Annotated in this window: 15 protein-coding genes; 2 read left to right on the forward strand and 13 right to left on the reverse strand. The window is 62.0% G+C overall.

The features are described from left to right. Positions 1-11 precede the first annotated feature (11 nt). From gabT to ACDELDRAFT_RS01670, 13 genes are all read right to left on the reverse strand, one after another. Positions 12-1,313: a 4-aminobutyrate--2-oxoglutarate transaminase gene (gabT, locus tag ACDELDRAFT_RS01610; RefSeq protein WP_005792988.1), complete on the reverse strand. Its 1,302-nt coding sequence runs from the start codon at positions 1,311-1,313 to the stop codon at positions 12-14. A 35-nt stretch (positions 1,314-1,348) separates the two neighbouring features. Then, positions 1,349-2,377 carry a histone deacetylase family protein gene (locus ACDELDRAFT_RS01615; protein ID WP_005792989.1) on the reverse strand — a complete coding sequence of 343 codons (1,029 nt, stop codon included), beginning with the start codon at positions 2,375-2,377 and terminating at the stop codon, positions 1,349-1,351. Between the two features lie 31 nt (positions 2,378-2,408). After that, a complete protein-coding gene (locus tag ACDELDRAFT_RS01620; RefSeq protein ID WP_005792990.1) occupies positions 2,409-3,338 on the reverse strand; it encodes a 2-hydroxyacid dehydrogenase in 930 nt (309 codons plus the stop codon). Continuing rightward, positions 3,335-4,735, reverse strand: coding sequence for an FAD-binding oxidoreductase (locus ACDELDRAFT_RS01625; protein ID WP_005792991.1), 1,401 nt, complete (start codon positions 4,733-4,735; stop codon positions 3,335-3,337). The genes ACDELDRAFT_RS01620 and ACDELDRAFT_RS01625 overlap by 4 nt, the downstream gene beginning before the upstream one ends. Beyond that, positions 4,732-5,661, reverse strand: coding sequence for a DMT family transporter (locus tag ACDELDRAFT_RS01630; RefSeq protein WP_005792992.1), 930 nt, complete (start codon positions 5,659-5,661; stop codon positions 4,732-4,734). Before ACDELDRAFT_RS01630 ends, ACDELDRAFT_RS01625 begins: the two co-directional genes overlap by 4 nt. A gap of 14 nt (positions 5,662-5,675) precedes the next feature. Further along, positions 5,676-7,172: an aldehyde dehydrogenase gene (locus tag ACDELDRAFT_RS01635; protein WP_005792993.1), complete on the reverse strand. Its 1,497-nt coding sequence runs from the start codon at positions 7,170-7,172 to the stop codon at positions 5,676-5,678. Then, a complete protein-coding gene (locus tag ACDELDRAFT_RS01640; protein WP_005792994.1) occupies positions 7,169-8,431 on the reverse strand; it encodes a Zn-dependent hydrolase in 1,263 nt (420 codons plus the stop codon). Before ACDELDRAFT_RS01640 ends, ACDELDRAFT_RS01635 begins: the two co-directional genes overlap by 4 nt. A gap of 14 nt (positions 8,432-8,445) precedes the next feature. Then, on the reverse strand, positions 8,446-10,170 hold the full coding sequence (locus tag ACDELDRAFT_RS01645) for a thiamine pyrophosphate-binding protein (RefSeq protein WP_005792995.1): 1,725 nt from the start codon (positions 10,168-10,170) through the stop codon (positions 8,446-8,448). Positions 10,171-10,183: 13 nt separating this feature from the next. Then, positions 10,184-11,833 (reverse strand): ABC transporter ATP-binding protein, encoded by a 1,650-nt coding sequence (locus ACDELDRAFT_RS01650; protein WP_005792996.1) that lies wholly within the window; start codon positions 11,831-11,833, stop codon positions 10,184-10,186. A gap of 3 nt (positions 11,834-11,836) precedes the next feature. Beyond that, on the reverse strand, positions 11,837-12,676 hold the full coding sequence (locus ACDELDRAFT_RS01655) for an ABC transporter permease (protein ID WP_005792997.1): 840 nt from the start codon (positions 12,674-12,676) through the stop codon (positions 11,837-11,839). A gap of 1 nt (position 12,677) precedes the next feature. Beyond that, the gene (locus tag ACDELDRAFT_RS01660) at positions 12,678-13,667 is read right to left on the reverse strand and encodes an ABC transporter permease (protein WP_005792998.1); all 990 of its coding nucleotides are present in this window, start codon (positions 13,665-13,667) and stop codon (positions 12,678-12,680) included. A gap of 109 nt (positions 13,668-13,776) precedes the next feature. Beyond that, positions 13,777-15,366, reverse strand: a complete 1,590-nt coding sequence (locus ACDELDRAFT_RS01665) for an ABC transporter substrate-binding protein (protein WP_005792999.1) — start codon at positions 15,364-15,366, stop codon at positions 13,777-13,779. Between the two features lie 69 nt (positions 15,367-15,435). Next, positions 15,436-16,158: a FadR/GntR family transcriptional regulator gene (locus tag ACDELDRAFT_RS01670; protein ID WP_040327718.1), complete on the reverse strand. Its 723-nt coding sequence runs from the start codon at positions 16,156-16,158 to the stop codon at positions 15,436-15,438. 803 nt (positions 16,159-16,961) lie between these two features. On the opposite strand from ACDELDRAFT_RS01670, the gene kdpA reads away from it, so the two are divergent. Further along, positions 16,962-18,767 (forward strand): potassium-transporting ATPase subunit KdpA, encoded by a 1,806-nt coding sequence (gene kdpA / locus ACDELDRAFT_RS01680; protein WP_005793003.1) that lies wholly within the window; start codon positions 16,962-16,964, stop codon positions 18,765-18,767. A 9-nt stretch (positions 18,768-18,776) separates the two neighbouring features. After that, positions 18,777-20,870 carry a potassium-transporting ATPase subunit KdpB gene (gene kdpB, locus ACDELDRAFT_RS01685; RefSeq protein WP_005793005.1) on the forward strand — a complete coding sequence of 698 codons (2,094 nt, stop codon included), beginning with the start codon at positions 18,777-18,779 and terminating at the stop codon, positions 20,868-20,870. Positions 20,871-20,877 lie beyond the last annotated feature (7 nt).

The following is a 20,877-nucleotide window of genomic DNA, read 5'->3' on the forward strand; positions in this document are numbered from 1 at the left end:
GTGGGAACGGCTTAGGCTTGGGGCTGCAACGTATCAAGTGATGCGGCAATGATCGCAAGTCCTTCGTCGATCAACGCATCATCGGCAGTAAGCGGCACTAGGATGCGCACAACGTTACCGTAAGTACCGCAGGTCAGGAGGATCAGGCCACGTTTGGTGGCTTCGGCGGCGAGTGCTTTCGTGAGTTCGGCATCGGGCTGGTGCGGGTCACCGTTTTTGCACAGTTCCATGGCCACCATGGCGCCAAGGCCTCGCACTTCGGCAATGCTGCTGTGGCGCTTGGCCAGGTTTCGCAGGCTGGTTGTGATGCGTTGACCAATGTCGCGGCTGCGTTGCAGCAGATCATGTTTCTCAAATTCGTCCAACACCGCGAGCGCGGCTGCACAGGCCAGCGGACTGCCCGCGTAGGTGCCGCCCAGACCACCGGCTCCAGGAGCGTCCATCACTTCGGCACGGCCGACGACGGCGGATATCGGAAAACCACCGGCCATGGATTTGGCCATGGTGATGAGGTCAGGTGCGATGCCGCTTTGTTCACAGGCGAACCACGTACCGGTTCGGCCTGCGCCGGTCTGCACCTCATCGCAGATCAGCAGGATGCCGTGCTGATCGCACAGGGTACGCAGGTGTCGCATCAATTCGGGCGGAGCCACGTTGAAGCCTCCCTCGCCCTGCACAGGCTCCAGAATGATGGCGGCCACCCGACTGGCATCAATGTCGTTCTTGAAGATCTGCTCGATCGAGGCGATGGTGTCGTCAACGCTCACACCATGCAGGGCGCTGGGAAAGCGGGCGTGGAACACTTCGGCAGGGAAAGGGCCAAAGCCAAGTTTGTAGGGGGCGACTTTGCCAGTCATAGCCAGCGTCAGCAGGGTGCGGCCATGGTAGCCGCCGGAGAACGCGATCACGCCCGAGCGGCCCGTATGGGCGCGAGCGATCTTGATGGCGTTTTCCACCGCTTCGGCACCCGTGGTGAGGAAAAGTGTCTTTTTGGCGAAGTTGCCCGGTGCCTTGGCGTTGATGCGCTCGGCCAGTTCCACGTAGGGTTCGTAGGCCAGCACCTGGAAGCAGGTGTGGGTGTAGCAGTCGAGTTGAGATTTCACAGCCTCCATAACGGCAGCATTGCGATGGCCAGTGTTCAGCACGGCGATGCCGCCAGCGAAGTCGATGTAGCGGCAGCCTTCGACGTCCCAGACTTCGGCGTTCTCTGCCCTACTGATAAAAATGTGATGGCTTTGACCAACGCCACGAGGGATAGCGGCTTCGCGCCGGGCCATAAGGGAAGCATTATTCAAATGAGATTCGCGTTGCATGGTGTGCTCCTGTGGAAAGACTGAAAAGGTGGGGATTAGGGGGCAGGGCGCTGGAGTGCGCCTGAGAAGAACATGCGGGTGTTCTGTGCCAAAGCGTCGACGTGATAACCGCCTTCCTGTACGTAGACGGTGGGTAGGTCCAGACTCGCTACGGCTTGGCCAAGGCGGCGAAAACCTTCGCTGCTGACCGCGACTTGGGATTGCGGATCGTCTTCGTAAATATCGAAACCCAGTGAGAAGACCAGCGCGTCGGGTTGGAAGGATCTGATGGCGAGCAGCGCACGTTCGATCTGCTCGAAGAACACAGCTTCGGACGAACCATGGGGCATGGGAAGGTTCAGGTTGAAGCCCAAGCCGGCGCCGGCGCCGGTTTCATCGGGAAATCCGGCGACACCGGGGTAGAAATTCGTCGGATCGCCATGGATCGATACATAAAGCACGTCGTCGCGCTCGTAGAAGATTTCTTGTATGCCCTGACCGTGGTGCATGTCGGCGTCCAAAATTGCCACGCGTGCGTGCTTCTGGCGCAGGAGCTGTGCCGCAATGGCTGCGTTGTTCAGGTAGCAGAAGCCACCGGCGGCCTCAGTTCGTGCGTGATGACCGGGCGGTCGGCAGAGCGCGTAGCTTTGGCGATCCCCACTGAGCACCGCCGTGGCGGCAGCCGCCGCGCACTGCGCTGCCCAGTAGGCCGAGCGCCAGGTGAACTCACCCACTGGACAGCTTCCGTCAGCTAGATAGGCTGCTGCCTGAGCGAGTACGCCGCGCAGAGCATTGGGTTCGCGCACAAAGATGTTGGACATGACTTCGTCGCCCCAGTCCGCCGGAATCTTCTTCCATTCGGCGTAGGCCGTTTCGAGAAAACGGAGGTAAGACGCGCTGTGTACCGCCTGAATTGGCGCTACGCCATAGTCAGCAGGTTGATGTACCTCTAAGCCCAGTTCGCTGACTCCGCGCAGGATGGCGAGGGCACGGTCGGGGACCTCTTGGGGTTTGCGCATTTGTCCGCGCGAGAGATACGTCTGGGGATGGTGCAGCAGCTGCTCGGGGTGAAAAAACGTTTTCATGCAGGATCTTGAAAGAAGGTGGTGAGGAAGTTCAGTAGCCGACCGTGCGGTCAACAGCGTGTTGGAGAGGCTCACCACGCATCGCGCGGCGGATGTTCTCGATAACAGTGACGGACGATTGCGCTGGATCGCTGAGCGAGGCCACGTGGGGCGTGAGTCGCAGATAAGGATGCGTCCAGAATGGGTGATCTACGGGGAGCGGTTCGACACTGAAAACGTCAATGAAGGCACCTGCGACCTGGCCCTGATCTAGTGCGGCTAGGAGATCGGCCTCGACCAGATGCCCGCCCCGGCCCACTTGAATCAGGCAGGTCTCTGGCTTCAACAGGGCGAAGAAATTGCGGTTGAGCAGGCCCGATGTCTCGGCCGTGAGCGGCAGCAGGTTAATGACCACGTCGCAGCTACCAAGTGATTGCGCCAGGGCGGCACTGCCAATGCGGCATTCCACATCGGTAATCTGTTTGGCGCTGCGGCTCCAACCGGTGACCTGGAAACCCAGTTGTGCTAGGGCTTGGGCGACGGCGGCGCCCAACTCACCCAGGCCTAACACCAGCACGCGGCGCTCTGAAGTGTTTCCCGGGGGGAGAAAGCGCCATTCGCGCGCTGCCTGGTGCCGGGCGTGCAAATGCAAGTGACGGTGGAAGTAGAAGACGGCAGCTAGGCAGTACTCGACCATTCGCTGCGTCAGGGTTGGGTCGATCAGGCGCGCTACGGGGATATGGGCGTCGATATCGGTCAGGCGGAGTTGATCGATGCCCGCGCCCAGCGACAGCACGGCGCGCAGATTGGTGAAGGCACGGAAGCCCTGGGGCGGTGGCGTCCACACCAAGGCCACGTCCACAGCTTCCGGCTGGTCGCACTCAGGGCCGGTTACAAATTTCAGATCGGGAAGAGCCGCCTGCAGCGTGGCCCGCCAGGCTTGCGGGTCATCCAGATCGCTGTAAAAAAAAACCGTGGTCATGCCAGCACCTTGCCCCGGTTAAGGATGTTCTTGGGGTCCATCGCATGCTTGATCGTGCGCATCAGCGCCAGCTCCTGTGGCGTGCGTGAGTGGCTGAGGTAGGCTTTCTTATGTTCTCCAATGCCGTGTTCGGCTGAGATCGAGCCGCCATAGCGGCGCACAATGCCGTAGACACAAGCATCAATCCGGTCCTCTGGGAAGACACCGTGGCCTGGGCGGATGTGTACCCCCACGTGGAGATTGCTATCACCCACGTGGCCGAAATGCACGTGTTCGCAGTGCGGGAAGGTGTCGCGCAGGGCCCTCTGAAGCTCGTCTACAAAACGGCCAAGGCTACTGATGGGCAGGCTGACGTCGTAGCCGCAGTAGGGCGCCCACATCAACGGAAATTCGGACACGGCGTCGCGCAGACGCCAGAAGGACTCGCGCTCCTTGAGCGACTGTGCGATAGCCGCGTCTCGCAGCCACCCCTGTTCTAGCGCGGCTTCCAGCATGTTCGAGAACATCGCCATGTCGCGGCCGGCCTCACCGCCTTCCATTTCGATGAGCACCTGCAGGCCATGTGCATTGACGGGCGAGCGCAGCCCGGGTATGCGTGTTGTGGCCAGCTCGTGGAAATCCGGCCACATCACTTCGAACGCCGACAGCGTGCCGCTGAGGGTGCGTTGCGCATGACGCAAAAAGCGCACCACCGTGTCGTAGTCGGGCAGGGTGCACCAGGCGGTGTTGCAACTCTGAGGCTGCGGGTGCAGGCGCAGCACCGCTCGGGTGACGATGCCTAGAGTGCCTTCCGAGCCGATGAACAGTTGCCTCAGGTCATAGCCAGCGTTGTTCTTGAGCATCTTGTTGAGCCCGCACACCACGGTGCCATCGGCCAGTACGGCTTCAAGGCCCAGCACTTGGTCGCGGAACATGCCGTAGCGGATCACGCGGTTGCCACCGGCGTTGGTGGCGATGTTGCCGCCGACCTGACATGAGCCTCGTGCTCCCAGATCCACGGCCAGCAGCAGCCCGGCGGCGCGGGCCGCGTCCTGCGCAGTCTGCAGCGGTGTTCCGGCCAGCACCGTGAGGGTGCACGCTGCGGTGTCGATTTCCTCGATGCCGTTGAGTCGCGCCAGGGACAAGGCGATGTCGTTTTCGGCTGGCACCGCGCCGGCCACCAGGCCGGTGAGTCCGCCCTGCGGCGTGACAGGCTGGCCGTGCCGATGACAGATGGTCATAACCTGGGCCACCTCGACTGGGGTACCAGGGCGTACAAGGGCCAGCGGCACATGGGTGTGGGTTTGGAACCAGTCGGTACAGCTCTGGAGTGGGATGGCATTACCGGTCAGCACATGGGCGGCACCCACCGCCTGAGTCAGTTCGTCGATCAGGGTGGTCGTGGTGTGAGGTTTCATCGGGCCGCCTCTCGCGAAGCAAGCATCGCTCGCCACTGGGCTCGGAACATAGGTAGAGACAGCGCTAGGCCTGCGCAAGCGATCACGGAAATGCCCAGCAGCGCAACGGCGTCGGGCCGCTGCCCAAATACGAGCACGCTGAATACCACCGCGAGTAGCAGGTGGAAATAGTTGAAGGGCGCCAGCGACGAGGCAGGTACTTTCTGGAATGCCTCGATCAGCAGATACTGGCCGATGCCACTAAGGGCTCCCACCGCGACCATCAGAGCCAGGTCGCGTGCGCCGGGTAAGGCCAAATGGTCGGCCGTTGGCAGGGACAGGACCGTCATTACGGTGCAGATCAGCGCTGTCCATGCGAACTGTTGCTCCATGCTGACCTTTCCGGCTAGGTGGCGGGTGAGGATTTGCAACATGGCGTATGCGGCAGCGGCCAACAGCATCAGCACCGTACCAACCAGTGGTAGTGCGCCGCCCGGGCGCACGATCAGCAGCATACCGACGAAGCCGGCTACCACTGCCACGGTCTGTGCCGTGCTTACCTGCTCGTCCAGCAGCCAGGGAGAGATGGCGACGATGATCAGCGGCGACAAGAAGTAAATGGCGGTGGCTTCGGCCAGCGGCATGGTGTTCAGGGCCTGCATGAAGGTCAGTCCTACAGTGCCTAGCATGACTCCGCGCCACAGCACTATGCGGCGGTAGGCTGCGGGCAAGCGCCAGCGGGTGCCACGCCTGTGCATCAGGCCAAAGGCCATCAGCAGCACGATGCTGTAGCGCACCAAGTTGACCAGGGGGGCTGGATGGCGGGCCACTAGGTCCTTCGCCAACACATCTAGCGTGGCCAAGGCCACGATGGCACACAAAAAGATGCCGCATGCGTGCAACCAGAGGTTATGGGCGGGCCGTTGGCAAGCCTTGGAAGAGATCACGATGGCCGGACCGATCAGAGTAGGTTAATCCAGGTGGTCTTGAAATCGCTGTATTTGTCCAGGGCGTGCAGCGATTTGTCGCGACCGAAGCCGGATTGCTTGACACCTCCGAAGGGCACGGTGATGTCGCCGTCAAAGTAACAATTGACCCATACCAGACCGGCACGCAGGCGGCGTGATATGCGGTGCGCACGTCCCAACTGCGCCGTCCACAGGCCGGCGCCCAGGCCATAGGGCGAGTCATTGGCCAGTGCCACCGCTTCGTCCTCTGTGCTGAATCGCTGGGCGGCTAGGACCGGGCCGAAGATCTCTTCGTTAACGATGCGCATGGCCTGGCGCGGGCAGTCGAAGATGGTGGGCTCCACGTAGTAGCCGCCAGTGGCAGTGCGTGCCCGCTGGCCACCGGTACGCAGCTGCGCACCTTCGCTCAGGCCGGACTCAATGTAGCCAAGCACCCGGCGCATCTGTGTTTCGTCGACGATGGCGCCCATGGTGGTGGCGGGATCCAGTGGGTCGCCAGGGCGCATGCCCTGGGCATACTGGGCAACTTTGTCCATGAAGCGGTCGTAGATGCCGTTCTGCACATAGAGGCGCGAACCCGCAATGCAGACCTCGCCCTGGTTGGAGAAGATCCCTACGGCGGCTGCCTGAGCGGCCTTGTCGAGATCCGGGCAGTCGTCGAACACAATGTGGGGCGACTTGCCGCCACACTCCAGCCACACCCGCTTAAGGTTGGACTGGCTGGAATAGGCCATGAAGCGCTTGCCTGTGGCGGTGGAACCGGTGAAGGCGAGGCAGTCCACGTCCATGTGCAGGCCCAGGGCCTGGCCGGTGACCGGGCCCAGACCGGGCAGCACGTTGAACACGCCCTGGGGCACGCCGGCCTCGGCAGCCAGCTCGGCCAAGCGCAGGGCGCTCAGCGGCGACTGCTCTGCTGGCTTGAGTAGCACGCTGTTACCGGCGGCCAGGGCGGGCGCAATCTTCCATGAGGCCATCATCAGCGGGTAGTTCCAAGGTACAACGGCGGCTACCACACCAATCGGTTCGCGGGTGATGGTGGCCAAGGCCTCGGGGCCGGTGGGCGCGATTTCGTCATACTGCTTGTCGATGGCTTCGGCGTACCAGGCAAAACACTTAGCGGTTTCTGGCAGGTCGTAGGCCAAGGCGTCGCTGATGGGCTTCCCCATATCCAGCGTTTCCAGCAGGGCCAGCTCATCGCGGTGCAGTTCGATCAGGGCCGCCAGGCGAAGCAGCACGCGCTTGCGTTCCCGGGGGTGCTGCTGTGACCATACGCCCGACTCAAAGGCACGTCGCGCGGCTTGTACGGCGCGGTCCACATCGGCTGGCTGGCAGGCCGCCACGTCGGCCAGCTTCCGGCCGTTGGCAGGGTTGATAGTGGCAAAAGTCTGACAATCTTCGGCGTCGACGAAGCGGCCGTCGATGAAGGCTTGGTGGAGCGGACGCACAGCGTTGGCTCTGGTTTGCCAGGTGTCGAAGTCGGCCGTGCTCATGCCACTACCTCCTGGGCAAGGTGCACACCGGCGGTCTGCAGCATGGCGTTGAGTAGCACGTTGGCGCCAGCCTCCAAGTGCTCGGGCTGGGCGTCCTCGATTTCGTTGTGGCTGATGCCGTCCTTGCAGGGTACAAAGATCATGGCGGTGGGTGCCACGTCGGCGATGTAGACCGCGTCGTGGCCGGCTCCGGTCACGATGTCCATGTGGGAGTAGCCAGCGCGCTGCGCCTGCTCGCGGATGTGCTGCACCAGCGGCGTAGCAAAGGGCGTTGGTGGAAAGTGCTGCACGTCGATCAGCTCCACCTTTACGCCGAAACGCTCGCCCGCTTCGGCGCAGGCCTGGCGCCAGCGCTGATCCATGAGCGCCAGCGTGGCCGCGTCCTCGTGGCGCAGGTCTGCGGTGAATTGCACCTGCCCCGGAATCACGTTGCGCGAGCCCGGGTGCACCTGGACCACGCCCACCGTGCCGCGGCCGTGAGGCTGGTGGTCGCGCGCGATGTGGATGACCTCCTGCATCAGGTGGGTCGCGGCGAACAGCGCGTCCTGGCGCACCGACATGGGGGTGGGGCCGGCGTGCATTTCCATGCCGGTCACGTTCACGTCGTACCAGCGCAGGCCCAGCGAGCCGGTGACCACTCCAATCACCTTGTCCTGGGCTTCCAGGATGGGGCCTTGTTCGATGTGGGCTTCGTAGTAGGCTCCCACCGGGCGCCCGCCCACTGGCAGCATGCCGGCGTAGCCAATGGCCTGCAGCTCATCGCGCACGCGTTTGCCGGACATGTCGGTGGCGTCCAGCGCGGTGGCCAGCGGGAACTTGCCGGCGAACACCCCCGAGCCCATCATCACCGGCACAAAACGCGAGCCTTCCTCGTTGGTCCAGATAGCCAGCTCCAGCGGAGCTTCAGTCTGCAGGCCTGTGTCCTGCAGCGTGCGCATGATTTCCAGCCCGGCCATGACGCCGTAGCAGCCGTCGAACTTTCCGCCCGTGGGCTGGGTATCGATGTGGCTGCCAGTCATCACCGGTGCCAGCGCTGGGTTGCGGCCGGCACGGCGGCCGAAGATGTTGCCCACCTGGTCCACGCTGATGGACAGGCCGGCGTCTTTCATCCAACCGACCACGAGGTCGCGGCCTTGGCCGTCCAGGGCCGTAAGGGCGAGGCGGCAGTTGCCGCCCTGTTCAGTAGCGCCCACGCGGGCGAGCTCCATCAGCGACTGCCACAGGCGCTGACCGTTTATTTGTAGTGAGGTGTTTGACATGATGTGCGGAGTATTCAGACGGCGGCCGCGCGCTCGCGCTGGAGTTGCTGCGCGCTGGCGCGGATGGCGGAGAGCGTTTCGCCGGGCGCGATGCCGTCGGCGTCGTAGCGGATCTCGATGAGGGCCGGTAGCCGTTCGCGCTCGGCAAAAGCCAGGGCGCGGGCGAAGGCGGCCTCGAACTGGGTGTTGTCGCTGACGACCTCGCCGTGGCCCCGGTAGGCGCCCACCAGATGGGCGAAGTCCGGGTTGTCAAATGTCAGCGCGATGGTGCGGTCTGGGAACTCTCGTTCCTGGTGGGCACGTATGGTGCCCCACATGCCGTTGTTGAACACCAGCACGACGATGCCCAGCCGGTACTGCATGGCTACGCCCAATTCCTGCAGGTTCATCTGGAAGCAGCCGTCGCCCGCGTAGCAGACCACGGGGCGTTGCGGATCCTCGAGCTTGGCCGCAATGGCAGCCGGCAGGCCGTAGCCCATGCTGCCCACGGTGGGTGCGAGCGAGCTGCCGATGCCATTGAACTGGCGGTAGCGGTGCGGGTAGAGTGCGTAGTTGCCAGCGCCCACGGTGATGCATGCCTCGGCCGGCAGCACGGTGTTCACGTGGCAGGCGGCCTGATCCAGGCTCATGGCGCTGGGCGAGGGCAGGGGCGCCAGCGTCGCGCGATAGGCGGCGTTGGCGGCACGGGTGTGGGCACCCCAGGTCGGGATGCGGCTGGGGCTAAGGGTGGCCAAGCCTTCCGCCATGCCGACGTTGCTGGCGCAGATGGCCTGGGTGGGCTGGAATACGCGTCCGAGTTCGTTGGGGTCGGCGTACACGTGGACGAGTTGCTGGCGCGGGCGTGGGCTCTCGACCACGCTGTAGCCCTCTGTGGTGGCTTCGCCCAAGCGCGCGCCCAGTGTCAGCAACAGGTCGACGCTGCGCATGCGCTGGCGCAGGCCCTCGTGCATCCCCCAGCCCACATGGCCGGCAAAGTTGGGATGCCTTTGGTCGAAACATTCCAGGCGTCGCCACGACACGCCCACGGGCAGGTCGAATCGTTCGGCGAAGCCTCGCACCTGGGCCAGGGCTTCGGAGGTCCAGCCGCTTCCGCCCACCAGTAGGAAGGGGCTGTGAGCTGCTTCAAGGCGTTCGCGCAGTGCGTCGAGATCGGCCGTGCCCGGACGTGTCAGCACGCGGGTATAGGACGGAAGGTCAGCCACCTGGGCCGTTCCCCACAGGGTGTCTTCGGGCAGGGCCAGTACCACTGGGCCGGGGCGCCCGCTGGTGGCCACGCTAAAGGCGCGGGCGATGAACTCCGGAATGCGGTCGGTGCGGTCGATCTGCGCCACCCACTTGGCCATTTGGCCGAACATGCGGCGGTAGTCGATTTCCTGAAAAGCCTCGCGTTCGTAGAAGCCGTTACCCACTTGGCCTACGAATAGGATCATTGGCGTGGAGTCTTGGAAGGCGGTGTGAACGCCGATGCTTGCATTAGTGGCGCCAGGGCCGCGCGTGACGAAGCAAATCCCGGGGGCGCCGGTGAGCTTCCCGTGGGCCTCGGCCATGTAAGCGGCGCCGCTTTCCTGGCGGCAGACCACCGCCTGGATCGCGTCCTGGTGCTCGTTGAGCGCATCGATGCAGGGAAGGTAGCTTTCACCAGGCACCAGGAAGATGCGGCGTGCGCCGTGGTTGCGCAGCTGCTGGATGAGGATCTGGCCGCCGTTGCGGGCTGCCGTGATGGGGTGGGTTTGGGTCATGTTGGTGAGGTGATCAGGCAAGGGCAACGCTGGCGCCCACCGGGCTCCAGTGTTTGCCAGGGATGGCCGCGATGAGGCGCTGCGTGTATTCGTTCTGCGGGCGATCGATCACCTGGGCTGGTGTGCCGTGCTCGACGATGCGGCCCTTGTGCATGACCACGATCTGGTGGCACATCTGGGCCGCCACGCGCAAGTCGTGGGTGATGAAGATCATGGCCAGGTTCAGACGCTGCTGGACGTCCTGCAGCAGCTTGAGTACCTGGGCCTGAACCGAAACGTCTAGAGCCGACACCGACTCATCGGCCACGATCAGCTGCGGCTCCAGGGCCAGGGCGCGAGCAATGCCGATGCGCTGGCGCTGACCGCCCGAAAAGGCGTTGGGGTAGCGATCAAAGGCGGACTCATCCAGTTCTACTAGGCGCAGCAGCTCGCGGGCCTTGCGCTCGGCTTCGGCGTAGGGCACGCCGTTGGCTACCGGGCCGTCGGTGATGCTGCGCCCCACGGTGTGGCGAGGGTTGAGCGAGGCGAACGGGTCCTGAAAGATCATCTGCAACTGCTGGCGCATGGGCCGGAACTGCGCCTGCGCAAGCTGGGCGATATCGGTGCCGTTGAAGACGATTTGACCGCCGTCGATCTCGGTCAAGCGAAGCAGGCATTTGCCTATGGTGGATTTTCCCGAACCAGACTCGCCCACGATGCCGAGGGTCTGGCCCCGGTGCACCTGAAAGCTCACGCCGTCTACTGCGTGTACCACGCGCTTGGGCACAAACAGGCCCCGTTCGGTGACGTAGGTCTTGCGCAGGTCTTTCACGTCCAGCACAACTGGGTCGCTCGTGGCGTCTTCGGTGAGGCAGTCGCCGCCGCGGTGGGGTACGGCGGCTATCAGGCGCTGGGTGTAGGGGTGTTGCGGGCGGTTGAGCACCTGCTCGGCCGGTCCTTGCTCAACCAGCACGCCCTTTTCCATGACGGCCACGCGGTCGGCGATGTCGGCCACCACGCCGAAGTCGTGGGTGATGAACATAACGCCCATGCCCATGCTGGACTGGATGCGCTTGATCAGCGATAGGATTTGCGCCTGGGTCGTCACATCCAGCGCAGTCGTGGGTTCGTCCGCGATCAGGATGGACGGCTCCAGCGCAAGGGCCATGGCGATCATGACGCGCTGCCGCTGGCCACCCGAGAGGCGAAAGGGGTAGGCGTCCTTGAGCGTCGATGGGTCGGGCAGACCCACGAAGTGGAGCAGTTCCAGCACGCGCTGCTGGCGTGCTAAGCCGGTGTAGGCGCCATGCACTGTGAGCACCTCGGCGATTTGCTCGCCCACCCGCATCAGCGGGTTGAGCGCCGACATGGGCTCCTGGAACACCATGCCGATGTCCTTGCCGCGTAGCGCCAACAATTGGTCCTCGCGCAATTGCAGCAGGTCGCGGCCCTTGAACAGGATGCGCCCGGTCTGGGGCCTGAGGTAGGCGGGCAACAGGCCCATGATGGCGTTGGCGCTGATGGACTTGCCCGATCCGGACTCGCCCACGATACATAAGATCTCTCCGGCACGCAGGTCGAAGGACAGGTCCTTGACCGCGTGTGCTCGGTCGCCACCAGAGGGTAGGTTCACGGTCAGCTGCTCAATGCGCAGCAGCGGGGCGTCGGTCTGGGAGGTGGTCATATTTCATTCCCCCCGCTTGCGCAATTGGGGGTTCATAGCGTCGTTCAGGCCTTCACCGATAAGATTGATGGCCAACACGGTGAGCAGGATGGCGATGCCGGGCAGAACGCTCATCAGCGGCGCCTCACGCAGCATGGTGCGCGAGGCGCCGATCATGAATCCCCAGCTCATGAGGTTGCGATCTCCCAGACCAAGGAAGGACAGCGAAGACTCGGTGAGGATGGCGGTGGCGATCATCAGAGAGGCCGTCACGATGATGGGTGACATGGCGTTGGGCAGGATTTGCGTGAAGATGATGCGAGCCGGCTTCTGGCCTATGACGATCGCGGCCTGCACGAACTCTCGCTGCTTGAGTGAGAGGAACTCACTGCGCACCAGCCGCGCCACCGGCGGCCAAGAGACGATCGCGATGGCGCCCACGATGGAGAAGATGGAGGGCGTGAAGATGGCCACGAGCACCACGGCCATGGCGAGTTGCGGGATGGTCTGGAAGAACTCGGTAAAGCGCATCAGCAGGTCGTCGATGCGCCCGCCATAGAAGCCGGCCAGTGCGCCGATGAGGATGCCGAAGATCACCGCCGCCAGTGTGGAGACCACGCCCACCAGCAGTGACACGCGGGCTCCGTAGGCCAGGCCGGCGCCCAGGTCGCGGCCCAGCATGTCGGTACCCAGCGGGTAGTCGGCGTTGGTCAGCGGTTTGAGCAGGGGCTCGGCCACCATGGACCAGGGGGACTCCTCATACCAGACTGAGCACAACACGGCGGTGAGGATCACCAGGCACAGGATGGCCAGGCCCATAAGCGCGCCTTTGTTGGCGGCAAAGCGGTGCATGAATTTCTTCATTTCAGGCTCCCAATTCGATGCGGGGATCGACCAGGCGGTAGACCAGATCGGTGATCAGGTTGAACAGCACGACCATGGTGGACGTCACCAGGAAAACGCCCAATAGCAACTGGTAGTCGCGCTGCATCAGGGCGTCGAACATGAGGCGACCGATGCCGGGCCAGCCGAAGACGGTCTCGGCCAACACGGCACCGCCGGCCATCTGGCCCAGCTGGATGCCTGCGAAGGTGACCACCGGCAGCATGGCGTTACGCATCACATGACGGCGGATGACCTGGCTGGCGGGCACACCCTTGGCTCGGGCTGTTTTTATGAAGTCCATGCCCATCACTTCCAGCATGGAGGCGCGTGCCAGGCGGGCGTACACGGCCATGAAGAAGCAGCCCAGCGAGACCACAGGCAGCACTAGGTGGGCACTGATGTCGGCCACGCGGTCCCAACCGGTGAGGCCCGCGCCAACGCTCTCCATACCGAAGGCCGGCAGCCAGCCCAGCGTGACGGAGAACAGAATGACCATCAGCAGCGACAGCCAGAACAATGGCGTGGCATAGAAGAACAGCGAGACGGACATGATCAGGCTGTCCAACCAGGTGTTGCGGTTGGTGTAGCGGCTGCGGGCAGCGAAAACGCCCAAGAGACCACCCACAAGCAGAGAGAACCCAAAGGCCAGCGTCATCAATAGCAACGTTGCTGGCAAGCGCTCGGCGATAAGTTCGAGCACCGGCAGGTTGTTGCGGTAGGAAAATCCCAGATCCAGTTGCAGGATGCCCTTGATATAGAGCCACAGTTGCGTCCACAGCGGCTGGTCGAATCCGAACTGTTGACGCAGTTGCGCCAGGTAAGCAGGGTCGGACGATGCGGCCTCTCCGGCCATGATGGCAGCGGGATCGCCCGGGGCTAGACGGATGAGCAGAAAGTTGAAGACCACGACGCCCAAGATGACGAAGAAGGCCTTGCCCAGTCTGGCAATGAGAAAGGAAATCAGTTTCACGTTACGGCGCCTCTGTTTGCAAGGCGCAGCTCCACCCGGACCGCGCACGGAGTGCGCGGCCAAGAGCTGCGTTCAGGAGGTGACCCGCGCGAGTCGGGTCGGTCAGGGCTTACTTCTTGTCGAAGTAGACGTCGTCAAAGGTCTCATTCAGGCCGATACCGGTTTTCACCAGGTTCTTGACGTTTTTGGGGTAAAAGGTGGCGTATTCGATTTCGAACAACACGCCATTGGCCACTTCGCTCATCAGGATGGTTTGCACCTCCGAATACAGCTTCTGGCGTAGCTCGGGTGTGCGAGCGGCAGCGGCGGTGGCGAACAGTTCGTCGACCTTCAGGTTTTTGTAGCCCTGGTTGTTGACGAATGGTGAACCCTTGATCGCATTGGTCGACAGGAAGTGGCGCGCTACGCCCAGAGCCGGGTCGCCGTATTGATAGGTGAAGTTAAAGGTGAGATCGAAATCAAACTCTCCGGAACGCTTGGCCCAGCCGCCCGCATCAGCCGGGTCGATTTGCACCTTGAAACCGATCTGCTCCAGACTTTGTTTGGTGTACTCGGCCAGGCGTTCCCAGGCGGAGCCGTAGGGAAAGGACAGCAACTTGACCGGGGTGGCGCCGACGTTGACTCCCGACTCCTGGATCAGCGCGCGTGCCTTTTTCAGGTCGTAGGCGTACTGCGGTACGTTCTTATCGTGGTACAGCGTGGTCGAGGCGATCGGGCTGGTGGCGACCTTTCCCATGCCGAAGAAGATGTTGTCGACGATGAATTTGCGGTTGATGGCGTGCATCACTGCCTGCCGCACCTTGACGTTGTCGAACGGAGGTTTGCGCTGGTTCATGCTCATGAAGGCCAGTGGCGCGTACATTTCCCATCCCTTGGTTGTCATCTCCACGTTTGGCAGGGCGCGTAAGCGCTTCACGTCCACGTTGTCTACGTCGCCACCACGAAGAAGTTGCACGTCGCCCTTTTCGAAGGCTACCGCCCTTGAGGCCGCATCGGGGATTACACGGAACACGATCTCGTCCAGGTAGGGTTGGCCCTTCTTCCAGTAGTCAGTGTTGCGGGTCAGCACGATGTGCGAGCCTTTTTTCCACTCCTTGAACTTGAAAGGGCCAGTGCCGATGGGGGTCTGGTTGGCGGGGTTGGTGCGGTAGTCGGTGCCGTCATAGATGTGTTTTGGCACCATGGGCATGTTGTCGACCACGAACAAGCTCATGAATGGCGAGAAGGCCTCCTTGAGCTTGAACTCCACTGTGTGCTCGTTGATCGCAGTGACCGACTCTATGTACTTGTTGATTACTAGACGACCGCGTGGGTGGGTTTCGCGCAGGAACTTGTCGACGCTGAAAACCACGTCTGCGGCGGTGAATGGCTTGCCGTCGTGCCATTTGACGCCACGCTGCAGTTCGAAGGTGTAGGTCAGGCCGTCACTTGACGTCTTCCACGACTTAGCCAGCGACGGCAGAGGCTGGAGTGCAGCGTCATAGGTTAGCAAGCTTTGGTAGATCTTGCCGGCCACGTACTGCGTTGGGGCTTGCTGGTTAAGACCTAACATCAGGGTCGGTGGCTCGGGCTGGACGATGGCAGTGAGCGTGCCGCCCTGCGTTTGTGCCAGTGCGGCGACTGGGCCGAACAGGCCCGCGGCGACCGCTAGTACGGCACCCGCCTTGCGGAAGGTCGAACGGGCAATGGTTAGTTTCATCGGGTTCTCCAGAAGATTGAAGACAGGCTGTGGGTCAAGAAGGGAATCGGAAAGTGTTGGAGCGTGGAGTCAGATTTCCCTGTCCTCGCTCGCATCGAGTCCGAGGCGGCTGCAGATGCCCAGCAGGTGGTCGCGCATGGCGCGCTTTGCTGCTGTTGGGTGCCGCCTCTTCAGCGCTCGCAAAAGAGGTAGGTGTTCGTTGTGCGCCACTTCCCAGACTTCGCCGTAAACGAAGTGCTGGTTAAGCTTGGCGAAGATGGCACTGTTCTCACTCAAGGCCCATAGGTGCTGGACGGTAGACGCCAGCGCAACGTTGCCGCAGGCTTCCGCGATCAGCAGGTGCAGACGGTCGTTGTGTTTGAAGGGTTGCTCAGAGCCTGGTAGGGCCATGGTGGCTTCTTCCATGGCTCTAAGCTGCGCGTCGGTGGCGTGGCGTGCCGCCAGCTCGGCACAGTGAGGCTCCACGAGCAGGCGTGCCTGCAACAAGTCCGCTGCACCCACGTCCAGCGGTAGCAGGGCTCCCGGGTTGGGTGTTTCACTGAGGCTGAGGTGAGACTCTGGGCCGGTTACGTAAACGCCGCTACCTACTCGCACGTCCACCCAACCCTCAATTTCAAGCGCGATCAGTGCCTCACGCACCGAGGGGCGACTGACTTGCAGCATCTCCGCTAACTCGCGTTCCGATGGAAGGCGCTCGCCGGGGCGATAGCTACCGCCACGGATCTTGTCTTTGATCTGGTTGGCGATCATCCGATAGAGGCGAGCGACACTGACAGGTTGGAAGGTACTCATGAGAAATTCGTGGTGTTAGGTAGCCAGGTGGCCAAGTGGTAAGGCCAATGTAGTTAAAAAAAGGCTAAACACTATCGGGGTAACTACCGTACTATGGCGGAAAGCAAGACGCATGCCAGCTAATGTTGGCCTACGCCTGTCTTCCAGTACGGCCGCATTTTTGCGGGATATGGCGATCTATAGGGGGTTATCGACCCATAGTAGGGATGGGGGACGCCCTAATTCGGGCCTTTTTGCACTCGCTGGGTGCGGCGCGTGAATGCAAGCACACCCAGCATCTCAATTTGGAGGAGTGATGCTCCTGTGCCTGTAAGTAGCCGCGTCACCATATTCGGTAAGGGTGCCCGATGCCAGCCATGAGCCTCAGCAAGTTCTCTAGTGCTGGCCGACTGTCCCCCGCGATTGTGAGGCAGTGAACGATGAAGGAGGGCCGCCACCGCAGCACGGAGCAGGTCGTATCACGTACTCAGCCGTCCCCGCAGGACTTCCGCTAGAGGTGCTCTTACTGTTTACGCCATTTTTACGGCGGCCTACCAAATCTGTGCACACTTTTTACAGCGGCATCTTGAGAATCAACACACGTTTTGATTCAGGAGTTGTCGATGGACATGATCTGGATAGCCGCATTGACGGCTCTGTGGTTGGCCATGGCCGAGGCCGTGGTTCTTCTGCAAAAGTTCGGCCCGGCCAAGGGTGAGCGCGCATGATCGGCCTCGAAGCTCTATACGGCTTTGGCGCACTGTTGGCCGGCGTTTTGCTGGCTTATCTCGTGTTTGCGTTGATCTGCGCAGAGGGGCTCTAACATGGAGATCTCTGCCTGGAGCTTGCTCGGGCTCTTTCTAATTGGGCTTAGCGTTCTGGCATGGCCGTTGGGCAAATGGTTGGCCGCCCTATGCGACGGTCGATTGCCTCGGTGGATGCATGTGGTCGAAAGACCGCTCTACAAGATGGCCGGGGTGGCGCCTGATCAGTCGATGCACTGGCACAACTATGCGCTGGCACTGCTGGCGTTTAATGCCCTCGGTGCATTGGCGGTGTATGGCCTGCAGCGCCTGCAGCACCTATTGCCGCTCAATCCGCAGGGAATGGGCGCGGTGTCCGGCGACTCGTCATTCAACACGGCTATCAGTTTCGTTACCAATACTAACTGGCAGGGCTACGCGGGTGAGTCCACGATGAGCTATCTCACGCAGATGCTCGGCCTTTCCGTTCAAAACTTCTTGTCAGCTGCTACCGGTATCGCCGTGGCGTTCGCGTTGGCCCGCGGTTTCGCAGCCCGACGCACCGATGGACAGGGATATGTCGGCAACTTCTGGACCGACGTCACACGAATCACGGCTTGGGTACTTGTTCCGGCCTCCTTTGTGATTGCACTCGTTCTGATCGGGCAGGGCGTTATCCAGAATTTTGACGCCTACAAGGAAGTCGCCACCCTGGAGCAGACGGTCTATGAAGTGCCCAAGCTCGATGATTCGGGCCAACCCGTGGCAGGTGCTGACGGAAAACCTGTCATGGAGGGCAAGACGAGCAAAATCCAGACGCTGGCCATGGGGCCGGTGGCCTCGCAGGAAGCGATCAAGATGCTCGGGACGAACGGCGGCGGGTTCTTCAACGCCAACTCTGCCCACCCTTACGAGAATCCAACGGCCTTGACGAGCTTCGTGCAAATGCTGGCGATCTTTCTAATCCCCACGGCCTTGTGCTTCGCATTTGGCCGTGTTGTAGGCGACCAGCGCCAAGGTGTCGCGATCCTGGCTGCAATGACGGTGATGTTCGTCGTGGCCGTCGTGGCCCTTGTTGCGGCGGAACAGGCCGGCAATCCGCAATGGAGTGCGCTGGGGGTGGATCAGTCCGTCAGCACCCTGCAATCGGGCGGGAACATGGAGGGCAAGGAAGTGCGATTCGGAATCACTGCGTCAGCGATTTTTGCGGCCGTGACCACCGCAGCCTCATGTGGCGCCGTGAACGCGATGCATGACTCGTTCACGCCTCTGGGAGGCATGGTGCCTCTGGTTCTCATGCAACTGGGAGAGGTCGTTTTTGGCGGCGTGGGCACTGGTCTCTATGGCATGTTGGTATTCGCCATCCTCGCCGTGTTCATGGCGGGTCTCATGATCGGCCGGACGCCTGAGTACTTGGGCAAGAAGATCGAGGTGCGCGAAATGAAGCTCACATCGGTCGCCATCCTGGTCACGCCGATCCTGGTGCTCATGGGTACCGCGATTGCCGTGAGTGCGGGTGCAGGAAAGGTTGGCGTTGCCAACCCTGGAGCCCATGGGTTCTCAGAAGTCCTCTACGCATTGACCTCCGCCGCCAATAACAACGGCAGCGCGTTTGCGGGGCTGTCGGCCAATACGCCGTTCTACAACGTACTGCTGGGACTGGCGATGTGGTTTGGTCGCTTTGGAGTGATCGTGCCCGTCCTGGCCATCGCTGGCTCGCTGGCCGCGAAAAAGCGCTTGCCGGTCACGGCAGGCACCATGCCCACTCATGGGCCGCTGTTTGTTGTTCTCCTCGTGGGGACCGTGCTTCTGGTAGGGCTTCTTAACTACGTGCCTGCCCTGGCTTTGGGTCCGATGGTCGAGCACCTGATGCTCTGGGCCAAGTGAGGTCTTCCAATGACTAGAAAGAATACCGCTACTTCTCTGCTGGATCCTGTCTTGATCAAGACGGCGCTTTGGGGGGCGCTGGCCAAGCTCAGCCCGCTGGTTCAGTGGCGCAACCCGGTGATGTTCATCGTGTACATCGGCAGCATCTTCACCACGCTGCTGTGGCTGCATGCCCTCAACGCGCCGGCGGATGCGAGCATGCGCCCGAGTTTTGTGCTGGCCATTACCGTTTGGCTTTGGTTTACGGTGCTGTTCGCCAACTTTGCTGAAGCGTTGGCCGAAGGCCGCAGCAAGGCCCAAGCCGCCTCTTTGCGTGGATTGCGCAAAGAAACCTGGGCCAAGAAACTCAAAGAGCCGGTCCATGGTTCAGCGTTCTTGCCGGAGCAGGCCACCAACTTGCGCCGCGGCGACGTGGTGCTGGTAGAGGTCGGCGATGTAATTCCGTTGGATGGTGAAGTGATCGAAGGTGTAGCCTCCGTCGATGAAAGTGCCATCACCGGCGAATCTGCGCCGGTGGTTCGCGAGTCCGGTGGAGATTTCTCCGCTGTGACGGGCGGCACCCGCGTGCTTTCCGATTGGCTCGTGGTGCGCGTGTCCGTGAATCCGGGTGAGTCTTTCCTGGATCGGATGATTGGAATGGTGGAGGCTGCCAAGAGGCAAAAGACACCCAATGAGGTCGCGTTGACGATCTTGTTGGTGGCATTGACGATTGTGTTCCTGGTCGTCACCGTCACCCTGCTTCCTTTCTCGATCTTCAGCGTGCAGGCTTCAGCGAATGGGACTGTCGTCTCTCTGACCGCTTTGGTTGCCCTGCTGGTGTGTCTCATCCCCACCACCATCGGCGGACTGTTGTCGGCCGTCGGTGTGGCTGGCATGAGCCGGATGATGCAGGCCAACGTGATTGCGACCTCGGGGCGGGCCGTGGAGGCCGCAGGAGACGTCGATGTGCTCCTGCTGGACAAGACCGGGACCATTACCCACGGGAATCGCCAAGCCAGTGCGTTCCTGCCCGCTGCAGGGGTTTCGCCTAGCCGTCTGGCGCGCGCAGCCTTGCTGGCATCGCTTGCGGACGAGACACCTGAAGGGCGCAGCATTGTCGAGCTTGCCCGCCGTTCGGGTACCACCGACGAGAATCCGCAGAACGTGCTGCTTGTGCCTTTCACTGCGCAGACGCGGATGAGCGGTGTGGACCTCCCCGCCGTTGGGGCGTCCGGGCAACCTGCAATCACGTTGCGCAAGGGGGCCGTGCAAGCCATCGCGCGGCATGTGGAAGCGCTGGGGGGCGCCATGCCACACGACGTGGTGGCTACCGCCGATGGGGTGGCATATCGGGGAAGCACCCCCCTGGTGGTGACCGAAGGGCGTCAGGTGCTCGGTGTTGTAGAACTCAAGGATGTCGTAAAGGTCGGCATCAAGGAGCGCTTCGCCGAACTGCGCCGCATGGGCATCCGCACCGTCATGATCACGGGTGACAACAAACTCACGGCAGCCTTCATCGCTGCGGAGGCCGGGGTCGACGACTTTCTGGCGGAGGCGACGCCGGAGGACAAACTGGCGCTGATCCGAAAGTATCAGTCGGAAGGCCGATTGGTGGCCATGACCGGTGACGGCACCAACGATGCGCCGGCATTGGCACAGGCCGATGTCGCGGTGGCGATGGGGAGCGGAACGCAAGCCGCAAAGGAAGCTGGCAACATGGTCGACTTGGACTCCAACCCGACAAAACTCCTGGAGGTGGTGGAGACTGGCAAGGCGCTCTTGATGACGCGCGGCTCTCTCACGACGTTCTCGATCGCAAACGATGTGGCGAAGTATTTCGCCATCATTCCGGCCATATTCGTGTCGACCTATCCACAGCTTTCCGCACTCAATGTCATGCAGCTGGCGAGCCCATCGTCTGCCATCTTGTCGGCTGTGATCTTCAATGCGCTGGTGATCGTCTTCCTGATCCCCTTGGCATTGCGAGGGGTGCAGTATCGCCCTGTGGGCGCTGCGGCCCTGCTGCGCCGCAACCTCGCAATCTATGGCCTAGGAGGTTTGATCGTGCCATTTGCTGGCATCAAGCTGATTGATTGGATACTGATGGCCGTAGGGCTGATTTGAGGAGTCT

Source organism: Acidovorax delafieldii 2AN (genome assembly GCF_000175235.1).
Lineage (GTDB): Bacteria > Pseudomonadota > Gammaproteobacteria > Burkholderiales > Burkholderiaceae_C > Acidovorax > Acidovorax delafieldii_B.

What these genes read in the sequence shown, in the direction of transcription:
- ACDELDRAFT_RS01620 (WP_005792990.1), bottom strand. Translation starts at nt 3,338, where the DNA reads ATGACCACGGTTTTTTTTTACAGCGATCTGGATGACCCGCAAGCCTGG.
- gabT (WP_005792988.1), bottom strand. Translation starts at nt 1,313, where the DNA reads ATGCAACGCGAATCTCATTTGAATAATGCTTCCCTTATGGCCCGGCGC.
- kdpB (WP_005793005.1), top strand. Translation starts at nt 18,777, where the DNA reads ATGACTAGAAAGAATACCGCTACTTCTCTGCTGGATCCTGTCTTGATC.
- ACDELDRAFT_RS01640 (WP_005792994.1), bottom strand. Translation starts at nt 8,431, where the DNA reads ATGTCAAACACCTCACTACAAATAAACGGTCAGCGCCTGTGGCAGTCG.
- ACDELDRAFT_RS01625 (WP_005792991.1), bottom strand. Translation starts at nt 4,735, where the DNA reads ATGAAACCTCACACCACGACCACCCTGATCGACGAACTGACTCAGGCG.
- ACDELDRAFT_RS01670 (WP_040327718.1), bottom strand. Translation starts at nt 16,158, where the DNA reads ATGAGTACCTTCCAACCTGTCAGTGTCGCTCGCCTCTATCGGATGATC.
- ACDELDRAFT_RS01645 (WP_005792995.1), bottom strand. Translation starts at nt 10,170, where the DNA reads ATGACCCAAACCCACCCCATCACGGCAGCCCGCAACGGCGGCCAGATC.
- ACDELDRAFT_RS01655 (WP_005792997.1), bottom strand. Translation starts at nt 12,676, where the DNA reads ATGAAGAAATTCATGCACCGCTTTGCCGCCAACAAAGGCGCGCTTATG.
- ACDELDRAFT_RS01615 (WP_005792989.1), bottom strand. Translation starts at nt 2,377, where the DNA reads ATGAAAACGTTTTTTCACCCCGAGCAGCTGCTGCACCATCCCCAGACG.
- ACDELDRAFT_RS01650 (WP_005792996.1), bottom strand. Translation starts at nt 11,833, where the DNA reads ATGACCACCTCCCAGACCGACGCCCCGCTGCTGCGCATTGAGCAGCTG.
- ACDELDRAFT_RS01635 (WP_005792993.1), bottom strand. Translation starts at nt 7,172, where the DNA reads ATGAGCACGGCCGACTTCGACACCTGGCAAACCAGAGCCAACGCTGTG.
- kdpA (WP_005793003.1), top strand. Translation starts at nt 16,962, where the DNA reads ATGGAGATCTCTGCCTGGAGCTTGCTCGGGCTCTTTCTAATTGGGCTT.
- ACDELDRAFT_RS01665 (WP_005792999.1), bottom strand. Translation starts at nt 15,366, where the DNA reads ATGAAACTAACCATTGCCCGTTCGACCTTCCGCAAGGCGGGTGCCGTA.